Raw genomic sequence first — 20,198 nt, forward strand, 5'->3', positions numbered from 1 at the left:
CGCTTATATGAGACTTCTCTTCCTCGGCGACATGGTCGGCAAGACAGGACGTACGGCGGTGTGGGAACAACTGCCCGGCCTGATCTCGGATTTCAAACTCGACTTCGTCATCGTCAATGGCGAGAACGCCGCCGGAGGCTTCGGCATCACCGAGGAGATTTTTCGCGAGACGATCTCGGCCGGCGCCGATGTCGTCACCACCGGCAACCATGTCTGGGACCAGCGCGATGCGCTGATTTTCGCGCCGCGCGAAGAGCGCTTCCTGCGCCCGTCCAATTTCCCCAAGGGTACGCCGGGGCGCGGCTCAGGCGTCTATATCGCCAGGAACGGCGCGCGCGTGCTGGTCGCCAACATCATGGGTCGGGTGTTCATGCATCCCGAGCTCGACGATCCGTTCCAGGCCGGCGAGCGCGAACTTGCCGCTTGTCCGCTTGGCGAGCAGGCCGATGCAATCGTCATCGATTTCCATGCCGAGGCGACCTCGGAAAAAATGTGCTTCGCTCATTTCGTCGACGGCCGTGCCAGTCTTGTTGTCGGCACCCACACGCATCAGCCGACCGGCGATCACCAGATTCTCAATGGCGGCACCGGTTATATTTCCGATGCCGGTATGTGCGGTGATTACGATTCCTCGCTCGGCATGGACAAGGAGGAGCCGCTCAACCGGTTCTTGTCCAAGGTGCCGAAAGGCCGCTTCGAGGCGTCGACCGGACCGGCGACATTGTGCGGCGTCGGCGTCGACATTTCCGACCGTAGCGGCCTGACCGAACGGATCGCGCCGTTTCGCCGCGGCCCGCGGCTCGAGGAAACGGCTCCATCCTTCTGGTCGTGACATTGATATAGACGCTTGCAATACCCAATTGCCGGCGAAACTGCTCTAGATCGTAGAGGGGACGACCTCCATGCAGCTAGTCGAATTCCTGGCGCCGCATTTCGCCTTTGTCTCCGACCCGACTGCGTGGGTCGCGCTGCTGACGCTGATCGTGCTGGAGGTCGTGCTCGGCATCGACAATCTGATCTTCATCTCGATCCTGACCAACAAATTGCCGGTAGCGCAGCGAGCCCGCGCCCGGCGGCTCGGCATCTCCGCCGCGCTGGTGATGCGGCTGATCCTGCTGGCCACCATTTCGATCATCGTCCAACTGACGACGCCTATATTCACCGCCTTCGGCCACGGGTTTTCATGGCGCGACCTGATCCTGATCGCCGGCGGCCTGTTTCTCGTCTGGAAGGCGACCAAGGAGATCCACCACACGGTCGATCTCGATGATCACCAGGACACGATGATGGGCGAGACGCTGCAGCTTTCGCTGGCCGGCGCGATTTTCCAGATATTGCTGCTCGACCTCGTCTTCTCGATTGACTCGATCATCACCGCCGTCGGCATGACCGACGAAATCGCGATCATGTACATCGCGGTGATCGTGGCGGTGAGCGTGATGATGCTGGCGGCCGGGCCGCTGGCCGATTTCATCGCCAAGAACCCCAGCATCGTCATGCTAGCGCTGGGCTTCCTGCTGATGATCGGCATGACCCTGATCGCCGACGGCATGGGTTATCATGTGCCGAAAGGCTATATCTACGCCGCCATGGGTTTTTCGGCCCTGGTCGAAGGGCTCAACATGCTGGCGCGGCGGCGGAAGAAGGCAAAGGGCGGCGGGCACTGAGGATGACCCACCGCGGCTGACCTAATGCCCCGGCACGCCTTTCGGATGGCGGTCGCCGATCAGGCCTAGCATCACGCCTTGCTCCAGCCACGCCTTGGCGCCGGCGAGCACCAGCGCAAAACCGCCGGTCGAATCGATCGCCTGCTTGACCTGCTCATCGAGGCTGCCGGCAAAGCCGAAATTGCGGACCTCGACAAAGGTCGTGGCGCCCGGCATCTCGGTAAAGGTCCACACGACCGTGGTCGGCGGATCGCTCCATTGCATCAAGATCTTCTTGTTTTCGACGATTTCACGGACATTGACCGTCGTCGAGACGCCATACATGCGCCATTCCCAATGGATTTCCTTGCCGCTGTCCAACCTGTCGCTGCCATGGGTGAACCAGAACTTCGTCGTGATCGCCGGATCGACGAAGGCTTCGAATACGTCGGCGACCGGCCGCCTTATCAGCATGCCGGCTTCGGCGGTCGGTGTTTCGCGGATTTCCATATCGTCCTCCTTTCCACGGTGCCGCCTGTTCACCAGGCATCGGGTTCGCGCACCAGGTGAATGATGTCGGCCGGGTTGGTGATCCAGCCGCCGCGAAAGCCTTCACCCAGTGCCTCGATGGCGTCGCAGCGCACGACACCGGCCTTGGCGAGATGCTCCGCTGCGGCCGGAAAATCATCGGTGAACAGTTCCAGCCAGATCTCGGCCTGGCTCATCATCGGCGCCTCGTCGATCCACAGTCGATTGGGACCGAGTTCGAAGCCGACGGCCGGCGGTTTGGCCGTGAATGGCTTCAGGCCGATGACGTCGCGATAGAAGGCGATCGTTGCCTGGTATTGATGCGGCGGGACTTTCATCGCGATGTTGATGCCGCCGGTGATCTTCGCGGTCATTCTTACTCCATTTGCTCTCAGATGTTGTTCTCGTTGGCCGGCTCGCCCTTCATCTCGCTGCGGTAATAGCCGTCGCGCAGATTGATGCCGTATTCGACATAGGCCTTCATGCAGGCCAGCATCTGCGACCAGCCCTCGCAATTGAGGTAGGATTTCTTTAGGCCGACCGCGTCCTCGTGCCAGCCGGTTTCGGCGATGGTGACGAAGGTGCCGCCGTCGTCGAGCGGCTCGAAATTCATCTCGATGCGGGTCTTGTAGGCGGGCTCGCCGTCGGCGTCGGTCGCATCCCAGCGCAGCACGATGCGGCTGTCTTTCTCCACCTTGTCGACCTCCACGGGAACCTTGCCCCACCAGATGACGGTGGCGCCCGCCAGCAGCGGTGCGCTGGCGCCGCCGATCGTGGTGAAGTAGCCGCTGAGCTTCTTCGGATTGACGACCGCATCGAAGACTTCGGCGACGGGTTTGCCGATGCGGCCAGAAACCCTGAATCCAAGAGACATATCCACAGCTCCTTCCTTGAATGCAACGGCATTATGTTATAAAAACATAACATGTCAAGCACGGCGCAGGACGACAATGTTTTCAAGGCGCTGGCGCATCCGCGCCGGCGTGCGTTGCTGGACCGGCTGAAGGATGCGCCGCAGACCACCGGCATGCTGTGCGATGCCTTCCCAGACATGGACCGCTGCACGGTCATGCTGCATCTGAAGGTGCTGGAGGAGGCCGACCTGGTCGTGGTGCGCCGGCAGGGGCGCGAACGCTGGAACCATCTCAACGCGCTGCCGATCAAGCACATCCACGACCGCTGGATCAGTCAATATGCCACGCACGCGATCAGCATCCTCGACCGGCTGAAATCCGATCTTGAGGGATGAAAGGTTGCCGAAGCCTGCCACTTTCGGGCCTTGAGACCCTTGCGTGTCCGACGCAATGGCGCGGCTGGACGAATTGAGCCGATTTATCTATAAGCCGGCCATTCCGACAGAGAGCGCCGTACGTCCGTCCGGACGCAGCAGGACGTTCTGAAGTTTTGAATTCGAGCATTTTGCAAGGCGCCGGGTGGTTCACCAGGCCGCAGATGCTCTAGCCGAGAAAACGACAGGGGTGCCATGGCTGGCCATTCACAGTTCAAGAACATCATGCATCGCAAGGGCCGCCAGGATGCGGTGCGATCGAAAATGTTTTCCAAGCTGGCGCGCGAAATCACCGTCGCCGCCAAGAGCGGCACGCCCGATCCATCGATGAACCCGCGCCTGCGCCTTGCGGTGCAGAACGCCAAGGCGGTGTCGATGCCGAAGGACAACATCCAGCGCGCCATCAACAAGGCGTCGATGGGCGATGCCGAGACCTACGAAGCCGTTCGCTACGAGGGTTACGGGCCAGGCGGCGTCGCGCTGATCGTCGAGGTGCTGACCGACAACCGCAACCGCTCGGCGTCGAATGTGCGCGCTGCCTTCACCAAAGCCGGCGGGGCGATGGGCGAGACCGGCTCGGTTTCGTTCATGTGGGACCGCGTCGGCGAGATCTACTATCCGGCATCGGCCGGCAGCGCCGAGAAGGTGATGGACGCAGCGATCGAGGCCGGCGCCGACGATGTCCAGTCGGACGAGGAAGGCCACACGATCTATTGCGCCTTCGAGAATCTCGGCGAAGTGTCGAAGGCGCTGGAAGGCGCACTCGGCGAGGCCGAATCGGTGAAGCCGATCTGGAAGCCGCAGACCAATATCGCGGTCGACGAGGAGCGGGCACAATCGCTGATGAAGCTGGTCGCGACGCTCGAAGACGACGACGACGTGCAGAGCGTCTACGCCAATTTCGAGGTCGACGAGGAGACCTTGGCGAAGCTCAGCGCGGCGTAAGTTGAGAACGCCGCGCATCGACCACGTATCTTTCTTCTAGAGCTGTCAGTTACTGATGGGGGACGGATGACTGACACTGACGAGGCTCGTTTTTCTGACGCGATGTCCTGGCCTCGCCGGGGTGGCATATGGCGCCGGCTGTTCGCTTCGATCATCGACTATCTTATCGTCCTGATACCTCTTTACGGACTTGTAGCGGGTTTGTTTCTGCTAACTGACGGCGGAGTCAAAGGCAGCTTTTGGTTGAACTGGAGACTATGTCAGGCGGCTACGTTAAACGGAGCAAGTGATCCATCATTTGCCCGTTACGATTGGCAGATATGCAGAACGTCGCTGTTCGGTTTGACGGTCGCCGAATGGGCCCTGGGAACGGCTTCGGGCTCACAGTCTGAAGGAAATCCCTCCATCTCATTTGATTTGGATTCGCAGGGCAATATCCGACCGGCAGCATTGGATCTGGGTTTCCTCGAACTGGTCGTTCTCGCGTCTTATCTCCTTGTCATGGAGTTGACCTCTGGCCAGCCAATCGGCAAGCGGTTCGCGGCGCTCATAGTGCATGACCAGGATGACAAAAATAGAATCGGACTGCCCGTACGAAAGGCTGTTCGGCGGCAGGGAATGAAATTTCTCGGCGCTTTGCCCATAATGTTCATGGGAGGGTGGTACACTGTTCAGGCTTGGGGCAGCGCTCCTGGGGTCGCGCAGGACTTCTCCCGGCTGGAGATTGTCGGTGCATACGCCGCGTTGGTCTTGGTTATGGTCTGGCCGATCTGGATCGCAATATCCATAGCTCTTGGCAACGACCCGATACACGATCGATTTGCCGTAACCACAGTTCGCGCAGATGAGACCGAGACATGAACGTGTCAGACAGAGCCCGCGTCCGCATCACCTATTGCACCCAGTGCCTGTGGCTGCTCAGGGCCAGCTGGATGGCGCAGGAGCTGCTGTCGACCTTCGGCACCGATCTGGGCGAAGTGACGCTGGTGCCCGGCACCGGCGGCATCTTCACCATTTCCTGCAATGACACGCTGGTCTGGGACCGCAAGCGGGACGGCGGTTTCCCCGACGCCGCAAAGCTCAAGCAACTGGTTCGCGACGTCATCGATCCGGATCGCGATCTGGGCCATGCCGACCGCAAGGGCGATAAGTCAAAAGACCCTGCCTGAGGCCTTTTACACTTCCGTCCTGCATTCACCGCCAGGCGAAGATGAAGCAGCCCAGCGCCACGATGGCGGTGATGGTGCGGACATGGTTCCACATCACCCAGTCCCTGAGATAAGTGGCCCATACTGCAGCGCCGTTGGCGCTTGTCGGATCGACGGCGGCCAGGGCGTTGTTGAGCGGCACGTTGAACATCATCGTCACGATCGGGTTGCCGACGAGGTAGATCAGGGCGCCGGCGAGGAGCCAGAATGCACCCGGTTGGCTCCAGCCGATAAGAGCGCCGGCGGCAAGGACAAGACAGACCAGCCCGGTGCCGAAAAGCGCGGTCATGAATGCCGGCGTAATCACGGTGATGTTGATCGAATTCATGGCGGCGATGCCGCCTCCGGCAGGCAAGCGGCCGAGCGCCGGCATGATAAAGTTGGAGAAGGCGAAGAAAACGCCGCCGACAACGCCTGAGCCAATGGCAGCGACGAAAGTGAGGGTGGGAAGCAGTTTCATGATCATGTCAGTTGCTCCAGATGCCGGTTGAGGCGGTTTCGGTTGCGTAGGCGGAAAAGTCCTTTGGGGCGCGGCCGAGCACGCGCTCGACGCCGTCTGTCAGCGACTCGTTGCGGCCGTCGAGGACTTCGGTGAACAGCTCGTTGAGCAGCCACGCGAACTCGGCCGGCAACTCATGCTCGGCGATGGCGGCGGTGAACTCGGCGTGTGAAATCCGCTTGAAACGAATGTCGCGGCCGACGGCCCTGCCGATTTCGGCGACCGCGTCGGCGAAGCTCAGCAGCCGCGGCCCGGCCAACTCGTAGAGCTGGCCGATATGGCCCTGCCGGGTTAGTACGGCAAAGGCGGCGTCCGCGATATCGTCGGCATCGACGAATGGCTCACCGACATTGCCGACCGGCAACGCCACCTCGCCCTCGCGCAGGGCATCCACGAGAAACCCCTCACTGAAGTTCTGGGAAAACCAGGCGCAGCGCAGGATCGTCCAATCGGCGCCTGAGGCTTTCAGCATCTCTTCGGCACGTTGCGCTTCCGTTTCGCCGCGCCCCGACAGCAGCACCAGCCGGCGCACACCACACTGCACGGCAAGGCGAGAGAAGACGCCGACCGTGTCGGCCGCGCCGGGCACCGCAAGATCAGGATAGTAGCTGATGTAGACGGCGCCGACACCATCAAGGGCGGGTTCCCAAGTGGCTTTGTTTTCCCAGTCGAAGGGTGGCGTGCCCGAGCGCGAGCCTATCCGTACCGGTAGGCCCCGCGCCGTCAGCCGCTCGGCGAGGCGACGGCCGGTCTTGCCGGTGCCGCCGAGGATCAAAGTTGGTCTCGTTACAGTAGGGTTCATGTCGATTTTCCTCAGTTTGAAATGTGAGTAATCCTCACATTTGCAAAACGTGATAAACCCTCGTATTTTGCGAGTCAAGCCAATTTGTTGATTCTTCGTCGGGAGACAGTGATGGAAGGCTCTGCCGTATCGGATTCACAGGACGGCCAGATCGCATCGCCGCGCCGGGCACCGAGCCAGCAGCGCAGCCGCGAGCGGGTCGAGCGCATGCTGGCCGCCGCCTCGGCGCTGATCGCCGAGCAAGGCAGCGACGCCATGCGCATGGGAGTGGTGGCCGAGAGGGCTGGCGTGTCGATCGGCTCGCTCTACCAGTTCTTCCCGGACAAGCGGGCAATCATCTGGGCGCTGGCCGAGCGCTACACCGCGGAAAGCCAGGCCTGCATTGCCACGGCATTGGCGGAGGTCAGGGACGCCGAAGGCCTGTGGAAGGCGTTTTCGGAACTGGTGGATACCTACTACGGAATGTTCCTGGCGGAGCCGGTGATGCGCGATATCTGGTCGGGCACGCAGGCCGACAAGGCGCTGCGCGAGCTTGAGCTTGCCGACAGCCGGGCCAACGCCGAATTCCTCACTGCGGTGCTGAAAAGGCTGCGGCCGTCTGCCGATCCGGCGGCGCTGGAAGCGACGGCATTTCTCATCTGGCAGCTGGGCGAAGCCGCCATGCGGCTGGCGATCTCGGTCGGGCGAGAAGAAGGCGACAGGCTGGTTGCCGCTTACAAGCGAATGGCGCTGCGCGAGCTGGTGGACGGGTAGGCCGCCGTGCTCGTAGGGACAGGCCGTTAGGTGGTGGCGATCAACTGCGGAAGCGGGGCGCTGGCCCTCATCTGCCTGCCGGCACCTTCTCCTCGTTAGAGACGGGAAGAAGGGGGAACTCCAGCGCCGGCGACCCCTCGCCCCGTTCTTCACGAGGAGAGGGTAAGGGTGAGGGGCAGCGCCAAACCTGAGATGATTGCCGCTGAGGCCCAATCAATAAAAAACCCGCCACGAGGGCGGGTTTCTCGATCAGCGAAACGCCAGTGCTTAGAGGCCGAAACCTTCGAAACGCTTCTTGAACTTCGACAGGCGGCCACCGCGGTCGAGCAGGGTCTGCTGGCCGCCGGTCCAGGCCGGATGAGTGGTCGGGTCGATATCGAGGTTCATCGTATCGCCTTCCTTGCCCCAGGTCGAACGGGTCATGTATTCGGTGCCGTCGGTCATGACGACCTTGATGGTGTGATAGTCGGGATGGATGTCGGTCTTCATGGGTCTGTTCCTGGCTTGCCGGGTGCTGCCGACGGGCTGAAGCCTGCGTCGATGCGCCCCTTTTTAAAACTCGAAGCCGCAGCTATTGAGGAGCCACGGCTTCTAAAACGGTCGGCGAGCCTATACATCAGCCGGAATTGAATCACAAGGCCGCGGCAAGCGCATATTGATGGCGCAAACCTCAAAGGGCCAAAGGAAACGGGTCATGGCGAACATCAGCGGCGATGCAGACGAGCGCAAGCGCTCGCTGAGGCCGCTGCAGCGCCTGTTTCCCTATATCATGCATTACCGCAAAATGGTCATCGGCGCGATCGCCTCGCTGGCCGTCGCGGCGGCGACGACACTGGCGCTGCCGCTGGCCGTGCGGCGGATGATAGATCACGGCTTTTCCGCTTCCGATTCCAGCTTCATTGCCGAATATTTCGCCATGCTGGTGGTGATGGCCGCCGTGCTGGCGGCGGCGTCTGCCAGCCGCTACTATTTCGTCATCACGCTTGGCGAGCGCGTCGTTGCCGATATCCGCCGCGATGTCTTTGCCCACGTCACTACGCTGTCGCCCTCCTTCTTCGATACGGCCCAGTCGGGCGAGATCGTCTCGCGGCTCGCCGCCGACACGACGCAGGTCAAATCGGCCGTCGGTGCCACCGCCTCGGTGGCTTTGCGCAACGTCATCCTTGGCCTCGGCGCCGTGGCGATGATGGTCTTCACCAGCCCAAAACTGTCCGGCCTGGTTATCGCGGCCATTCCGCTAATCGTGCTGCCGCTGGTCGCCTTCGGCCGCTCGGTGCGGCGCAAGTCACGGCTGGCGCAGGATACTCTGGCCAATGCCACCGCCTACGCCAGCGAGCAGATCGGCGCGGTGCGCACCCTGCAGGCCTTCACCAACGAGAAGCTTGTAACCGGGTATTTTTCATCCGCCGTGGAAGCAGCGTTCGAAGCGGCGCGGGCCTCGATCTTTGCCCGCTCCTTTCTCACCTTCTTCGCCATCTTCATGATCTTTTCGTCGGTCGTGGCGGTGCTGTGGTTCGGTTCGCGCGACGTGCTCGACGGCACGCTGTCGCCGGGCACGCTTGGCCAATTCCTGCTCTATTCGGTGTTCGCCGCCGGCGCGCTCGGCGCCCTGTCGGAAGTCTGGGGCGAACTGTCCCAGGCAGCGGGCGCCGCCGAACGGCTGACCGAGATCCTGGCCGAGAAACCCGCGATCCAGGCGCCCGCCGATCCGACGCCGCTGCCGGCAAAGGCGAGAGGCGCGGTCAGCTTCGACGATGTCTCCTTCTCCTATCCGGCCCGGCCCGACCGCGCCGCCGTCCATGGCCTGAGCTTTCAGGTCAAACCCGGTGAGACGGTGGCGATCGTCGGGCCATCCGGCGCCGGCAAGAGCACGGTGTTTTCGCTGCTTCTGCGCTTCTACGATCCGGAGGCCGGCAGGATCGTCATCGACGGGGTCGATCTGCGCGAGGCCGATCCGGCCGCGATCCGCGCGCGCATCGCCATCGTGCCGCAGGACGTCACCATTTTTGCGGCGAGCGCGCGCGACAATATCGGCTTTGGCCGGCCCGGTGCTAGCCAGGCCGAGATCGAGGCGGCGGCGAAGGACGCGCTTGCCGACGAGTTCATCCTGAAGCTCGAAAAAGGCTATGACAGCCAGGTCGGCGAGCGCGGCGTGACGCTGTCGGGCGGCCAGCGCCAGCGCGTGGCGATCGCCCGCGCCATTCTGCGCGATGCGCCGATCCTTCTGCTCGACGAGGCGACCTCGGCACTCGATGCCGAAAGCGAGACGCTGGTGCAGACGGCGCTGGACCGGCTGATGCAGGGCCGCACCACGATCGTCATCGCCCATCGGCTAGCAACCGTGCTGAAGGCCGATCGCATCCTGGTCATGGATGGCGGCCGCATCGTCGAGGAAGGCACGCATCAGAGCCTGGTCGCCAAGGGCGGCATCTATGCGCGGCTGGCCAAGCTGCAGTTCGATACCGGTGCGAATGCTTTCAGGGGCGCGGCCGAGTAGGTCTGCCCGCGACGGCCGGGATTCTTCAGCTACCGAAAGCTCGGCGTTTGCCGCGTCGATAGGCGATGAAGAGGGGAACGCCGACAAGCAACGACAACAAAAGCATGCTGGCGACCGTCTGTCGCTGCTCCTTTGCCGGATCGCTGAGCGGCACATCGGCAGGCGGCTCTTCATAGGTAAAATCGTACTGCCAGCGAATTTGGTCTGCGACCTCATCGACGGTTTTCAGATAGTCGGCAATCGCCTTCGCCGGCACTTCGCTTGCCAGCGTCTGAAAGTTCCATTCAACTTGAAACTCGGTGGGCGTGTTGGACCAGGACGCCTTGAGAGACAGGTAGGGCGTCACGACGTTTTTCATCGATTCGCCGGAAAACCTCGCCTTGACGTTGCGCACGGTCACCTTGTGGCGGCGGTAGAACTGGGAGCCGAGGGAGACGGGCCCGGTTCGGTCGACGATTGTCGGGGTTGGAAGAGAGTTGTTGCCGAGATCGGCCGCGCGGATCGGGAAATTCTTTGCCAGATCGTTGGCCGCCAGCGCCTCCGCCGGCAAGCGATAACTTTCCTTCACACTCACTATGTTGCCGTCGCGGCGATCCACGATTTCCGGCTTGGCGATGGTTTGGATGCCCGGATATTGCTTGTTGTAGTATTTCAGGTAGGCGTCTGACACCTCGCTCAGCGACCGGCTGGCGAAATTGCCGCGCATCCAATCGGCATCGGCGTCCTCATATGTCGAGAAGACCGTCAGCACCAAGGGATCGCCCGGTTTGCGCGGAAAGTCGAATTCCTCGGCGATCTGGATCGATGGGCTGGTGAGCACAGGGCTCGGCATCTTCTCCAACCCGCCGGTGCTGGAAAGCGGCAGCGCGAAGCCGTAGTCCGGCTGTGCGAGATTGTGCGCCCTGCCGCCCTGAAGATAGTTCGTGGCGTCCAGCCAATATGTCTTTGCTCCGATCCTTGCCTTGACTATGGCATGGTCGAAATCGCGGAGCGCCGGCAGATGCTGGTCCAGGGCCCGTCCCTCGTCGAGATCGGCCAAGGCGACCTCGGCAGCAATGCCAAGCCGCACAAGCGACGAAACCAGCAGCAGGGCCTTGTCCTTGCAGTCACCGAACCCGCTCAGGATGACCGTCGCGGGATCACGCGGAACGTAGGAACCGGCACCCATCGACAGGCTTACATAGCGGATCTGGTCCTGCACCAACCGCGTTGCCTCGACCATTCGGTCCTCCGGCGCCGGATGCCGCAGAGCGATGTCATCGAGCTTTGCGGCAAAAGCCGGGGGGAAAACGGTCGCTGGCTTGTAATAGGGCGCAACGGCATCGACCACACTTTGCCAATTCGCGGTAGACGCGACATCGATGGAGCCCCAGCCTGGATAGGTCACGGGCAGGTTGTCCTCGACATTGACCGGTTTCGGGTTTGGAATTTCCCATAGATAAGTGGTGTCCGGCCCAGTCGGGGAGATTGAGGGCTTAAGTCGGGTTCCCCTTGTCTTGATCTGGAGCGGCTGGCCCGAAGGCCAAATGATGCTTGTGCGGAGAAGCGCTACCGGCTCTTCCCATTCGGTGGAGAAATTCTTGAAGAAAAGGTCCTTGCCGACCAGCGGTGTTACTTCGTAGGTCGACCCGTAATCGACGATGTCGCCGGCACGCACGTCATCGATGTTGACATGTGCAGTCAGCCAGCCGTCGAAGACGCCTTTCTCGGCGTCTCTTTCCCTGCGGAAGATGTCGAATTCGACGCCTTCCAGCCGGTCCAGAACGGCGCCATCGCGGATGATGTGAAGATGGTTGAGCGTGACCTTGTGCCGGGACGGATCGAACTGCAGATCGATACTCGCGCCACGATCCAGGCCGGGACGGTCGACGATCTTATAGACGGTGCGCGAGTACTCGACATAGCCGCCGGCGCGATGCTTGATCTGGTCGTCCGAGAGCAGCCATGAAACGCCATTCTTGATTTGATCCGATCGGGCGGGATCGGCAGCCGGAATATCAAGCTGCTTTACCCAGCTTTCTGCCGGACCCTTGAAAACCATGTCGTCGGACATGGCCGGAGAACTCAGACCGATCAATAAGATGAAAAATACCAAGCGGGGCCAGAAAGACTTCACCCTATGAAAACTGTAACAGGCAGACATCTACGCTCGCCCAACTTGGAAGAACTCCTTTTTCAGAGGCTTTCCCACCAAAGTAAAGGCCAGTTTCGCGGATTTCCGCGGTCACCGCGGCAAGAGCCGGGAATAGACGGAGCGGCTCACTTCCCGTACCGCTTCTTCAGGTGATTGGTGAAATGCACGGCATTGAGCTTTTCGCCGGTGGCGCGTTGGAGCAGTTCCGGCGTCGACCAGCGCGAGCCTTGCGACCAGATCCTTTTGCGGCGCCAGTCGTTGATCGCGGCGAAATCGCCCTTGGCGAGGTCTTCGTCGGCTGAAGGATGATCTCTGGTCAACGCCGCCCATTGCTGTGCCGCCATCATGGCGCCGAGCGTGTAGGAGGGGAAATAGCCGAAGGCGGCACCCGGCCAGTGGACGTCCTGCATCGGACCATCAGCCGGATTGTCTGATGTCGACAGGCCGAGATAATCGCGCATTTTGGCATCCCAGGCCTCGGGCAGGTCTGCTGCTTCCAGCCGTCCCGAGACAAGCTCCTGCTCCAGCTCGTAGCGCAGGATGACGTGCAGCGGATAGGTGACCTCGTCGGCATCGACACGGATCAGGCCGCGCTCGACCCGGTGCACATGCGGCAGGATGTCGTCGATCGTCCAGATCTCACCAAGGTGTCTTTCGAGCACCGGCAGCGCCCAGCGCCAGAATTCTGGATTGCGGCCGATCTGCTTTTCGACGAACAGGCTCTGGCTTTCATGCACCGCCATGCCGCGCGCTTTGCCAAGCGGCCAGTGCGCCCACGCCTTCGGCAGGTTCTGCTCGTACAGCGCATGGCCGGTCTCGTGCAGCACGCCCATCAGCGCCGACAGGAAATCCGAGGTCTTGTAGCGGGTGGTGATGCGCACGTCGCTCGGCACCCCGCCGCAGAAAGGATGGTGCGAAACCGACAGCGAGCCGTGGGTGAGGTCGAAGCCGACTGCCGCCATCATGGCGAGGCCGAGCTCGCGCTGCTTGTCCAAGGGGTAGCTGCCGGAAAGTGGCTTCAGCGGATGTTTCGCCAGCCGCTCTTCCTGCACGGCCAGTGCCTCCGGTACGAAGCCTTTCAGGAAGGCTTTCAACTCGGCAAACACAGGCGTGATGTCGGCGGTGCGATTGCCCGGGTCATATTGCTCCATCAGCGCGTCGTAAGGCTCGAGCCCGAGTACCTCGGCGCGAAGTGCCGCCTCCTCGCGGACTAGCGCCACGACGCCTTCCAGCGCCGGCAGGAAGCCGGCCCAGTCGTTCTTGGCGCGCAGGTCGCGCCAGAGCTGCTCGGAGCGCATGCGCGCGGTCGTCTGGCGCTCGACGAACTCGACCGGCAGGCAGGTCAGGTTGGTGTATTGCCGGCGGAATTCCCTGACCGCGGCCTGCTGCTCTTCGTTCAGCGCTTCCTGCTCGGCCGCCGCGATCCAATCGGCAATCTCCGGCGCAGTCGCCCGGGCATGGTGCATGCCGGCAAGCGCCGACATTGCCTCCGCGCGCTTCTCGCCGCCGCCGACCGCCATATGGGTCGCTTCATCGGCGCCGAGGATGGCAAGGGCGTGTTCCAGTGCTTCGAGCTTGTGGCCGAGGTCGTCGAGTTTTTGAAAGGACATTGTGGGTTCCGCTGATTTGACGGCGAGAAAAGATATCAATGCAAAACTGTTGGCAACCCGAAAGCCGCCCGCGACCGACGCCGTGCCGGCAGTGCTGGCGCTGATTGCGCAGGCGTTGGGCTAGCGCATGATTCCCTGAACCGAAAGCTGGACAAGGATCATGCGCAAAAATCAATTGCCACAGCGCCGGGCGCTGCGGCCGGTTTCAGCCGCCTGGATAGGTTGGGCCATAGCCGTTCGGATAGTATCCGCCATCGGCGCCGTTGCCGATGAGGAAGGCACTGCCGGTATCAGCGCGCACCTTTTGGCTGACATCGTCGAGCTGCGCCAGCAACTGCTGATCTTGCGTGCTCGGCATCGTTCCCTCGCGTGCGGCCCACTCGGCGGCCCGGTCGAGTTGAGCGACCTGCGTGCGCAAGTCACGCGCCTCGCCCGGCTCGAGCTTGTTCGCCTGGATGGCGCCCTGGATACCTGTCTCCACGCTCTGGATCTGATTGATCAAGGCCGTCTCGCGTGGGCCGGCGTAAGCGCCGGCAAACGGAACGAGGAGAAGTGTGGCGAGCGCAGCGGTCCTAAAATTCCTGGGAGCGAAGAAGCGCATGGTTGCGTCTCCTTTACTGCGGAAGGCGGTGGTTGGGAGGGGCCCTGCCTTCCGGCCGCGGGCCGTCAGGTTCCGTCGCGTCGCGATGAGCGGTTCTACCGCCGGCGGTTCTCGGCCCATGACCAAGGCTAAAAGGCCACGGCGGCAAAATGTAATTAAAAAAGGTAATTTTTTCAGCTCTTGCCGCTGCCGCACCAGTGCACTAAATGCCGCCGACTTGAGCCGGCTCGCCCTGGCGCATGATATAAGCCAAAGGCTTGCAGATCACCGCTCGGTCAGCTTCAGCTCGATACGGCGGTTTTTGTTGCGCGCCTCTTCGGTATCGGCGGGGTCGAGCGGCTGGAATTCGCCGAAGCCGGCCGCGACCAGCCGGTTGGCCGGCACGCCGTTCTCGATCAGGAACTTGACCACCGAGGTCGAGCGCGCCGTCGACAATTCCCAATTGTCGCGGTAGCGGCCGGTGCCGGAGAGCGGCTTGTTGTCGGTGTGGCCATCGACGCGCAGCACCCAGTTGATCTCCGGCGGGATTTCCTTTTGCAATTCGATGATGGCATCGGCAAGCTTCTTCATCTCGACCTTGCCGGCATCGTTGATCACTTCGGAGCCGGTCGGGAAAAGCACTTCCGACTGGAAGACGAAGCGGTCGCCGACGATACGGATGTTCTCGCGGTCGGCGAGAATTTCACGCAAGCGGCCGAAGAAATCGGACCGGTAGCGGTTCAGCTCCTGCACGCGTTGCGCCAGTGCGACGTTGAGGCGGCGGCCGAGATCGGCGATCTTGGTGTTGGATTCGCGGTCGCGCGTTTCGGACACGTCGAGCGCTTGTTCGAGCGCTGCGATCTGCTTGCGCAGCGCCGAAATCTGCTGGTTGAGGATCTCGACCTGGCTCAGCGCCTGCTGGCTGATCTGGCGCTGGCTGTCGAGCTCGCCGGAAAGGGCCGTTGCGCGCTGGTTGGCGGCATCGCCGGCACCGGCGCCTTGCGCCAGCAATTGCTCGAGCCGGCTTTTTTCGGCCTCCGATGCGGATAGCGATGCCTGCAAATTGGCAAGGGTGTCTTCCTTGTCCTGTGTCGTCGAGCGCTCCAGCGCCAGAAGCTGGGTCAACTCATTGATCTGCGAGTTGAGGCGGTTGAGCACCGTGTCCTTGCCGGAGATCTCGCGGCCGAGCAGGAATTGCGCCAAAACGAAAACCGTGAGCAGGAACATGATCGCCAACAGCAGCGTCGACAGCGCATCGACGAAGCCCGGCCAGTAATCGATGCGGCGGTCGGAGCGCCGGCCTCGCGCCAACGCCACGTCAATGCACTCCAGGCTTCTTCAAGGCGTCGGCGATCTTCTCCAGGGTGTTGCGCATCGCCTTCTGCTCGTCGGACTGGGCCTCGACCCAGTCGCGCATGATCTGCTGTTCCGAGCGCATGTTCTTGACCAGGCCGGAAATGCCGTCGGCGAGATTGGCCATGGCAGTGGCCACGCGCGGATTGGAGCCGCCGCCATTTTCCTGCAGAGTGCGCAGCTTTTCCGACAACAGCCGGATTTCCTCGGAGGGTTCGGTCCTCGCCGCGTCGGCAACGACGATGTCGGAGGACAGGTCGGTGACCGAGGACAGCCAGTTTTCGAGTTCGGTATAGAAGCGCGTCTGGGCGCGGCCGGCCTGCAGGTCGAGGAAGCCGAGCACCAGCGAGCCGGAGAGGCCAAACAGCGAGGACGAGAAGGCGGTGCCCATGCCGGCCAACGGCGCGGAAAGTCCCTGCTTCAGGGATTCGAGCACGGCGGCGGCATCGCCGGTGCCGGGATCGAGCGACTCGATGGTTTCGCGGATCGAGCCAATCGTATTGAGCAGGCCCCAGAAGGTGCCGAGCAGGCCGAGGAACACCAGCAGTCCGACAAGGTAGCGCGACGTGTCGCGGCTTTCGTCGAGGCGGGTGGCGATCGAATCCAGCATGGTGCGCATCGAACTGGTTGAGAAGGCAATCGTCGAGGAGCGGCCGATCATCGCCTTCATCGGCGCCAGCAGCACCGGCTCGGTTGTCTCGGAACCGGCGCGGAACGAGTTGACCCAGCGCACCTCGCGGAACAGCCGGCCGACCTGGACGAAGGCCAGCAGGATGCCGACCGCCAGCACGCCGATGATCAGGCCGTTGAGACCGGGATTGGTGACGAAGGCGGTCGAGATCTGGCGCGTCAGGATGGCGGCGATAAAGGCCACGATGAACAGAAAGATCACCATGGTCAGCAGAAACACCTGCGGACTCGACAATTTGTGCGGATCGTAGATCAGAACGTCGGAGCGCCTGCCCATGCCGAAGGATCTGAGAAGAGTCATCCGTGCCCCGTTTCCGATGCCGTCGCCGCCGATCAATTTGTGTTTGCGACTCTAAACGGAATTGTGACGAAATTGAATGGCGCTTGGCAATATTGCCACTGTCCGCGACCGGAGGTCAAAGCCGGTTGATGACCAGGCAGTCGACCATGGCGGCCAGATGCAGGCCGGCGCCGGTGACGACAAAGCCATGCCACAGCGCATTGTGGAAGCGCAGGCCCTTCCAGGCGAAGAAGATCACGCCGCAGGAGTAGACGATGCCGCCGGCAACGATGAGCGCGATCGATGTCGCCGGCAGCGTCCGCACGAGCGGCTCCACCAGAACGAGACCGCTCCAGCCGATGGCTAGATAGAAGACGATCGCCAGCCGATCGAAACGGCCGGGAAGAAAGACCTTGATGGCGATGCCGACCGCCGCGGCGGTCCAGACCAGGAGGATCGTCGAAACGGCCAGCGGCGAGCCGCCGAGCTGGGCCAGGAAAGGCGTGTAGGTGGCAGCGATCAACAGGTAGATCGCGGCATGGTCGAAGCGCCGCAATATCCATTTTGCCGGCGACGACACCGGCCAGACATTGTAGGCCAGCGAAATCGACAGCACGGTGAGCAGCGAGACCACATAGAATGCGGCGGCGACATATTCGCCGGGGCCGGTTCGATAGGCGGCCAGTGCCAGCAGCGTCGAGCCCGCAGCGATCGCCAGCACGATGCCCACGGCGTGGACAATACCGTCGGCGATGATCTCGGCGCGCGAGTAATGCCAGCGCCCCATGAAGGGAATGTCGAGCTGGGAGAATTCGCTCTGGGATTTGGGCCGGCTGTTCGTCATCGATGATCCTGCGTCGCCTTATCTGGGCGGCCGCGGGCGAGTATTTCAAGCTTTGGTTGCGGTTTTGCGACTGCGGCGCTTCAGCGCGGCGCGCCTCTATCAGCTGGCTGAGAGTGGCCTTTTTATGGTCTTCAACAGCGCGCGCTGGATGAGTTCGTTGCCGGCAACCAGCGAACCGGCGTTCAGCACGTCCTGTCCCCCGGCGAAATCGGAGACGAAACCGCCCGCCTCGCGGATCAGCAAGATGCCGGCGGCGACATCCCAGGCCGACAGGCCGGTTTCCCAGAACCCGTCCATGCGGCCGGCGGCGACGTAGGCGAGATCGAGCGAGGCGGAGCCGAGACGGCGGACGCCAGAAACCTCGGCCATGACATTGCGCAACTCGATGAGGAAATTGCCGTGCTGGCCACGCCCGAGATGCGGCATGCCGCAGCCGATCACCGCATCGACCAGCTTGGTACGGCCGGCGACGCGCAGCCGGCGGTCGTTCATGAAAGCGCCGCCGCCGCGCTCGGCGGTATAGAGCTCATCCATCGCCGGATTGTAGACGACCCCGGCGACGATCTGGCCCTGGCGCTCCAGCGCGATTGAAACGGCAAAGAGCGGAATGCCGTGCAGGAAATTGGTGGTGCCGTCGAGCGGGTCGACGATCCAGCGGTGCTGGCCGTCGTCGCCCTCGATCACGCCGCGTTCCTCCATCAGGAAGGCGTAGCCGGGCCGCGCCTTCGACAGTTCGGCAAAGACGATGTCTTCGGCCTTGCGGTCGGCCTGGCTGACATAGTCGCCTGGCCCCTTCATCGAGACCTGCAGGTTCTGCACTTCGCCGAAGTCACGCGACAGGGAGCGGCCGGCCTTCATTGCGGCCTGGACCATGACATTGAGGATCGCGGAACGCGCCATTGTGTTTCTTCCTGCTGCCCGCGCTTTAGTCGGCGCGGCGCACGTAAGTGATTTCGTTGGTATCGACGATGATGCGCTCGCCCGAGCCGATGAACGGCGGCACCAGCACGCGGATGCCGTTTTCGAGTATCGCCGGCTTGTAGGACGAGGCTGCCGTCTGGCCCTTCACCACCGGGTCGGCCTCGGTGATGGTCAACGTGACATAGTCGGGCAGCGAAATGCCGATCGGCCTTTCGTCATAGAGCTGGACCGTGACCATCATGCCGTCCTGCAGGAAGGCGGCGCGATCGCCGACGAACTCCTTTTGCAGTTCGAGCTGCTCATAGCTTTCGGTGTCCATGAACACCAGCGCGTCGCCCTGTTCGTAGAGGAAAGAAAAATCCTTTAGATCGAGCCGGATCTGCTCGACCGTTTCGGCCGAACGGAAGCGCTCGTTGAGCTTGGTGCCGTTGATCAGGTTCTTGAGCTCGACCTGGTTGTAGGCGCCGCCCTTGCCGGGCTTGACGGTGTTGGTCCTGACCGCCACCCAAAGGCCGCCATCATGCTCGATGACATTGCCGGGACGGATTTCGTTGCCATTGATCTTGGCCATGGTGAGGTGATCCGGAAATGAGATGATCGCCGCAAAGGGCAATTTGGCGCCTCCAAGACCACAAATCGCCAGCAGAGGCAAGGAGCGCCTTTCAGGTGAAGCGGGAACGAAGCTGGCCCGGCAACGCGGCGCGGCAGCCTCAGTCCGTCCCGACGGTTGCGGTGACCGCCTCGGTCACCGCGTCGGCAACCTTTCTCAAAAGATGCAGGTGCGGCGAACGTAGGACGACAATTCGCAGCGACAGCTCGAGGCCGGGAGCGTCGACCAGGGTAATACCCTGCGGCAGCTTTTCCCGCAGCAGCCGCCTGGGCAGCAGGCCAAGGCCTTGGCCTCGACGAACCCAGTCGATCTGCAGCACGCTGTCCTGAATCTCGGCGCCGACGATCAACCTGTGGCCGCCCTCGGCAAGGGCAGCCGCCAGCCGCCGGCGCGCGTCGCAAGGTTCAGGGCTGAGGACCCAGGGCATGGTCTTGACGCCAGCTTGCCGGCCGGTGTTTTCGGCAGCGATGATGCCGAGGGGCTCGGTTCCGACAACACCGTCGCCGGCTTTGGAATTGCTGCCGTCCAGGATGAAGGCGAGGTCGAGCTGTCCGCGCTTGTGCTGGTCGGCCAGCTCAAGACTCCAGCCGCTCTTCAGCCGCAGCGAGACCTTCGGAAACCGCGCCACGGCATCAGCGATAGCGGCGGCCACAGCTTTGTCGCAAAGTCCATGCGCGAGGCCGAGCCGCAGCAGGCCCTCCGGTTCGTCGCCCTTGGCGAATGATCTCAGCGCGTCGACCGCGGCGAGAATGTCCTTGCCGCGTGCCAGCACTTCTACGCCGGCCGGGGTCAGTCGCGACGGTTTCAGCCGGCGGTCGAGCAATTCCGTGCCGAGCATTTCCTCCAGCCGCTGGATCTGGCGGGTGACGGCCGGCTGCGTCAATGGCAGGCGTCGAGCCACCTTCTGAATCGAACCCTCCTCGGCAAAGAGGGCCAGTGTTTTCAATTCTTCAAGCACGATACACCAGAACATGTCATAGAAGCATAATTATTCTGAACATTATGAATTT

Annotated in this window: 23 protein-coding genes; 8 read left to right on the forward strand and 15 right to left on the reverse strand. The window is 62.3% G+C overall.

Translation table 11 applies throughout. The annotated features are described in order from the left end of the window. The first annotated feature begins 7 nt into the window (after positions 1 to 7). A complete protein-coding gene (locus tag NKH42_RS06815) occupies positions 8 to 832 on the forward strand; it encodes a TIGR00282 family metallophosphoesterase (RefSeq protein WP_023678036.1) in 825 nt (274 codons plus the stop codon). 70 nt (positions 833 to 902) lie between these two features. Next, positions 903 to 1,667 carry a TerC family protein gene (locus NKH42_RS06820; RefSeq protein ID WP_254816433.1) on the forward strand — a complete coding sequence of 255 codons (765 nt, stop codon included), beginning with the start codon at positions 903 to 905 and terminating at the stop codon, positions 1,665 to 1,667. A 21-nt stretch (positions 1,668 to 1,688) separates the two neighbouring features. On the opposite strand, the gene NKH42_RS06825 is transcribed toward NKH42_RS06820, so the two are convergent. Genes NKH42_RS06825 through NKH42_RS06835 form a run of 3 tightly spaced genes read right to left on the reverse strand, consistent with a single transcriptional unit; the run spans position 1,689 to position 3,048 of the window. Further along, complete coding sequence (locus NKH42_RS06825) at positions 1,689 to 2,156, reverse strand: SRPBCC family protein (RefSeq protein WP_352479625.1); 468 nt, start codon at positions 2,154 to 2,156, stop codon at positions 1,689 to 1,691. A gap of 29 nt (positions 2,157 to 2,185) precedes the next feature. Then, positions 2,186 to 2,548, reverse strand: coding sequence for a VOC family protein (locus NKH42_RS06830; RefSeq protein WP_352479626.1), 363 nt, complete (start codon positions 2,546 to 2,548; stop codon positions 2,186 to 2,188). A 17-nt stretch (positions 2,549 to 2,565) separates the two neighbouring features. Then, the gene (locus NKH42_RS06835) at positions 2,566 to 3,048 is read right to left on the reverse strand and encodes an SRPBCC domain-containing protein (RefSeq protein ID WP_254816435.1); all 483 of its coding nucleotides are present in this window, start codon (positions 3,046 to 3,048) and stop codon (positions 2,566 to 2,568) included. Positions 3,049 to 3,099: 51 nt separating this feature from the next. Between NKH42_RS06835 and NKH42_RS06840 the strand changes: the two genes are divergently transcribed. The 4 genes from NKH42_RS06840 (at position 3,100) to NKH42_RS06855 (ending at position 5,576) form a co-directional block, all read left to right on the forward strand. Further along, positions 3,100 to 3,423 carry an ArsR/SmtB family transcription factor gene (locus NKH42_RS06840; RefSeq protein WP_352504927.1) on the forward strand — a complete coding sequence of 108 codons (324 nt, stop codon included), beginning with the start codon at positions 3,100 to 3,102 and terminating at the stop codon, positions 3,421 to 3,423. A gap of 234 nt (positions 3,424 to 3,657) precedes the next feature. Next, the gene (locus tag NKH42_RS06845) at positions 3,658 to 4,407 is read left to right on the forward strand and encodes a YebC/PmpR family DNA-binding transcriptional regulator (protein ID WP_254816437.1); all 750 of its coding nucleotides are present in this window, start codon (positions 3,658 to 3,660) and stop codon (positions 4,405 to 4,407) included. 66 nt (positions 4,408 to 4,473) lie between these two features. Continuing rightward, positions 4,474 to 5,268, forward strand: a complete 795-nt coding sequence (locus NKH42_RS06850) for an RDD family protein (RefSeq protein ID WP_352504928.1) — start codon at positions 4,474 to 4,476, stop codon at positions 5,266 to 5,268. Continuing rightward, positions 5,265 to 5,576, forward strand: coding sequence for an Rdx family protein (locus tag NKH42_RS06855; protein WP_352479629.1), 312 nt, complete (start codon positions 5,265 to 5,267; stop codon positions 5,574 to 5,576). The genes NKH42_RS06850 and NKH42_RS06855 overlap by 4 nt, the downstream gene beginning before the upstream one ends. Positions 5,577 to 5,601: 25 nt before the next feature. On the opposite strand, the gene NKH42_RS06860 is transcribed toward NKH42_RS06855, so the two are convergent. Both NKH42_RS06860 and NKH42_RS06865 read right to left on the reverse strand, forming a co-directional pair. Then, positions 5,602 to 6,081 (reverse strand): anthrone oxygenase family protein, encoded by a 480-nt coding sequence (locus NKH42_RS06860; RefSeq protein WP_254816440.1) that lies wholly within the window; start codon positions 6,079 to 6,081, stop codon positions 5,602 to 5,604. 1 nt (position 6,082) lies between these two features. Continuing rightward, positions 6,083 to 6,916, reverse strand: a complete 834-nt coding sequence (locus NKH42_RS06865; protein WP_352504929.1) for an NAD(P)H-binding protein — start codon at positions 6,914 to 6,916, stop codon at positions 6,083 to 6,085. Between the two features lie 111 nt (positions 6,917 to 7,027). Between NKH42_RS06865 and NKH42_RS06870 the strand changes: the two genes are divergently transcribed. After that, positions 7,028 to 7,669 carry a TetR/AcrR family transcriptional regulator gene (locus tag NKH42_RS06870; RefSeq protein ID WP_352504930.1) on the forward strand — a complete coding sequence of 214 codons (642 nt, stop codon included), beginning with the start codon at positions 7,028 to 7,030 and terminating at the stop codon, positions 7,667 to 7,669. A gap of 267 nt (positions 7,670 to 7,936) precedes the next feature. On the opposite strand, the gene rpmE is transcribed toward NKH42_RS06870, so the two are convergent. Further along, positions 7,937 to 8,158, reverse strand: a complete 222-nt coding sequence (rpmE, locus tag NKH42_RS06875; protein ID WP_006327661.1) for a 50S ribosomal protein L31 — start codon at positions 8,156 to 8,158, stop codon at positions 7,937 to 7,939. Positions 8,159 to 8,363: 205 nt separating this feature from the next. Here rpmE and NKH42_RS06880 point away from each other — a divergent pair, with 205 nt between their 5' ends. Further along, complete coding sequence (locus NKH42_RS06880) at positions 8,364 to 10,166, forward strand: ABC transporter transmembrane domain-containing protein (RefSeq protein WP_352504931.1); 1,803 nt, start codon at positions 8,364 to 8,366, stop codon at positions 10,164 to 10,166. 25 nt (positions 10,167 to 10,191) lie between these two features. Here NKH42_RS06880 and NKH42_RS06885 read toward each other — a convergent pair whose 3' ends face one another. The 9 genes from NKH42_RS06885 to NKH42_RS06925 all read right to left on the reverse strand — a co-directional run bounded on the left by NKH42_RS06885 (position 10,192) and on the right by NKH42_RS06925 (position 20,161). Further along, positions 10,192 to 12,219 (reverse strand): DUF3857 domain-containing protein, encoded by a 2,028-nt coding sequence (locus NKH42_RS06885; RefSeq protein ID WP_352751228.1) that lies wholly within the window; start codon positions 12,217 to 12,219, stop codon positions 10,192 to 10,194. Positions 12,220 to 12,425: 206 nt separating this feature from the next. Beyond that, positions 12,426 to 13,910 carry a carboxypeptidase M32 gene (locus NKH42_RS06890; RefSeq protein ID WP_352504934.1) on the reverse strand — a complete coding sequence of 495 codons (1,485 nt, stop codon included), beginning with the start codon at positions 13,908 to 13,910 and terminating at the stop codon, positions 12,426 to 12,428. 205 nt (positions 13,911 to 14,115) lie between these two features. Then, complete coding sequence (locus NKH42_RS06895; RefSeq protein ID WP_352504935.1) at positions 14,116 to 14,511, reverse strand: hypothetical protein; 396 nt, start codon at positions 14,509 to 14,511, stop codon at positions 14,116 to 14,118. 264 nt (positions 14,512 to 14,775) lie between these two features. Beyond that, entirely contained in the window at positions 14,776 to 15,807 is a 1,032-nt protein-coding gene (locus tag NKH42_RS06900) for a peptidoglycan -binding protein (protein WP_352465687.1), read from the reverse strand. 1 nt (position 15,808) lies between these two features. Then, a complete protein-coding gene (locus tag NKH42_RS06905; protein WP_352476085.1) occupies positions 15,809 to 16,834 on the reverse strand; it encodes a MotA/TolQ/ExbB proton channel family protein in 1,026 nt (341 codons plus the stop codon). A 115-nt stretch (positions 16,835 to 16,949) separates the two neighbouring features. Further along, positions 16,950 to 17,657: a PAQR family membrane homeostasis protein TrhA gene (trhA, locus tag NKH42_RS06910; RefSeq protein WP_352504936.1), complete on the reverse strand. Its 708-nt coding sequence runs from the start codon at positions 17,655 to 17,657 to the stop codon at positions 16,950 to 16,952. A gap of 99 nt (positions 17,658 to 17,756) precedes the next feature. Next, positions 17,757 to 18,557, reverse strand: coding sequence for an inositol monophosphatase family protein (locus tag NKH42_RS06915; RefSeq protein WP_352504937.1), 801 nt, complete (start codon positions 18,555 to 18,557; stop codon positions 17,757 to 17,759). 25 nt (positions 18,558 to 18,582) lie between these two features. Next, the gene (efp, locus tag NKH42_RS06920; RefSeq protein WP_254816449.1) at positions 18,583 to 19,149 is read right to left on the reverse strand and encodes an elongation factor P; all 567 of its coding nucleotides are present in this window, start codon (positions 19,147 to 19,149) and stop codon (positions 18,583 to 18,585) included. A gap of 139 nt (positions 19,150 to 19,288) precedes the next feature. Continuing rightward, entirely contained in the window at positions 19,289 to 20,161 is an 873-nt protein-coding gene (locus NKH42_RS06925) for a LysR family transcriptional regulator (RefSeq protein ID WP_352751226.1), read from the reverse strand. Between the last annotated feature and the right edge of the window lie 37 nt (positions 20,162 to 20,198).

Origin of the sequence: Mesorhizobium sp. M1142 (assembly GCF_040318565.1) — a bacterium.
Classification (GTDB): domain Bacteria; phylum Pseudomonadota; class Alphaproteobacteria; order Rhizobiales; family Rhizobiaceae; genus Mesorhizobium.

Bases quoted from the DNA above. Each gene is read 5' to 3' on its own strand.
- NKH42_RS06925 (WP_352751226.1), bottom strand. From the start codon at position 20,161: ATGTTCTGGTGTATCGTGCTTGAAGAATTGAAAACACTGGCCCTCTTT.
- NKH42_RS06840 (WP_352504927.1), top strand. From the start codon at position 3,100: ATGTCAAGCACGGCGCAGGACGACAATGTTTTCAAGGCGCTGGCGCAT.
- NKH42_RS06915 (WP_352504937.1), bottom strand. From the start codon at position 18,557: ATGGCGCGTTCCGCGATCCTCAATGTCATGGTCCAGGCCGCAATGAAG.
- NKH42_RS06870 (WP_352504930.1), top strand. From the start codon at position 7,028: ATGGAAGGCTCTGCCGTATCGGATTCACAGGACGGCCAGATCGCATCG.
- NKH42_RS06850 (WP_352504928.1), top strand. From the start codon at position 4,474: ATGACTGACACTGACGAGGCTCGTTTTTCTGACGCGATGTCCTGGCCT.
- rpmE (WP_006327661.1), bottom strand. From the start codon at position 8,158: ATGAAGACCGACATCCATCCCGACTATCACACCATCAAGGTCGTCATG.
- NKH42_RS06905 (WP_352476085.1), bottom strand. From the start codon at position 16,834: ATGACTCTTCTCAGATCCTTCGGCATGGGCAGGCGCTCCGACGTTCTG.
- NKH42_RS06825 (WP_352479625.1), bottom strand. From the start codon at position 2,156: ATGGAAATCCGCGAAACACCGACCGCCGAAGCCGGCATGCTGATAAGG.
- NKH42_RS06820 (WP_254816433.1), top strand. From the start codon at position 903: ATGCAGCTAGTCGAATTCCTGGCGCCGCATTTCGCCTTTGTCTCCGAC.
- efp (WP_254816449.1), bottom strand. From the start codon at position 19,149: ATGGCCAAGATCAATGGCAACGAAATCCGTCCCGGCAATGTCATCGAG.
- NKH42_RS06860 (WP_254816440.1), bottom strand. From the start codon at position 6,081: ATGATCATGAAACTGCTTCCCACCCTCACTTTCGTCGCTGCCATTGGC.
- NKH42_RS06835 (WP_254816435.1), bottom strand. From the start codon at position 3,048: ATGTCTCTTGGATTCAGGGTTTCTGGCCGCATCGGCAAACCCGTCGCC.
- trhA (WP_352504936.1), bottom strand. From the start codon at position 17,657: ATGACGAACAGCCGGCCCAAATCCCAGAGCGAATTCTCCCAGCTCGAC.
- NKH42_RS06880 (WP_352504931.1), top strand. From the start codon at position 8,364: ATGGCGAACATCAGCGGCGATGCAGACGAGCGCAAGCGCTCGCTGAGG.
- NKH42_RS06890 (WP_352504934.1), bottom strand. From the start codon at position 13,910: ATGTCCTTTCAAAAACTCGACGACCTCGGCCACAAGCTCGAAGCACTG.
- NKH42_RS06815 (WP_023678036.1), top strand. From the start codon at position 8: ATGAGACTTCTCTTCCTCGGCGACATGGTCGGCAAGACAGGACGTACG.
- NKH42_RS06855 (WP_352479629.1), top strand. From the start codon at position 5,265: ATGAACGTGTCAGACAGAGCCCGCGTCCGCATCACCTATTGCACCCAG.
- NKH42_RS06845 (WP_254816437.1), top strand. From the start codon at position 3,658: ATGGCTGGCCATTCACAGTTCAAGAACATCATGCATCGCAAGGGCCGC.
- NKH42_RS06830 (WP_352479626.1), bottom strand. From the start codon at position 2,548: ATGACCGCGAAGATCACCGGCGGCATCAACATCGCGATGAAAGTCCCG.
- NKH42_RS06895 (WP_352504935.1), bottom strand. From the start codon at position 14,511: ATGCGCTTCTTCGCTCCCAGGAATTTTAGGACCGCTGCGCTCGCCACA.
- NKH42_RS06885 (WP_352751228.1), bottom strand. From the start codon at position 12,219: ATGTCCGACGACATGGTTTTCAAGGGTCCGGCAGAAAGCTGGGTAAAG.
- NKH42_RS06865 (WP_352504929.1), bottom strand. From the start codon at position 6,916: ATGAACCCTACTGTAACGAGACCAACTTTGATCCTCGGCGGCACCGGC.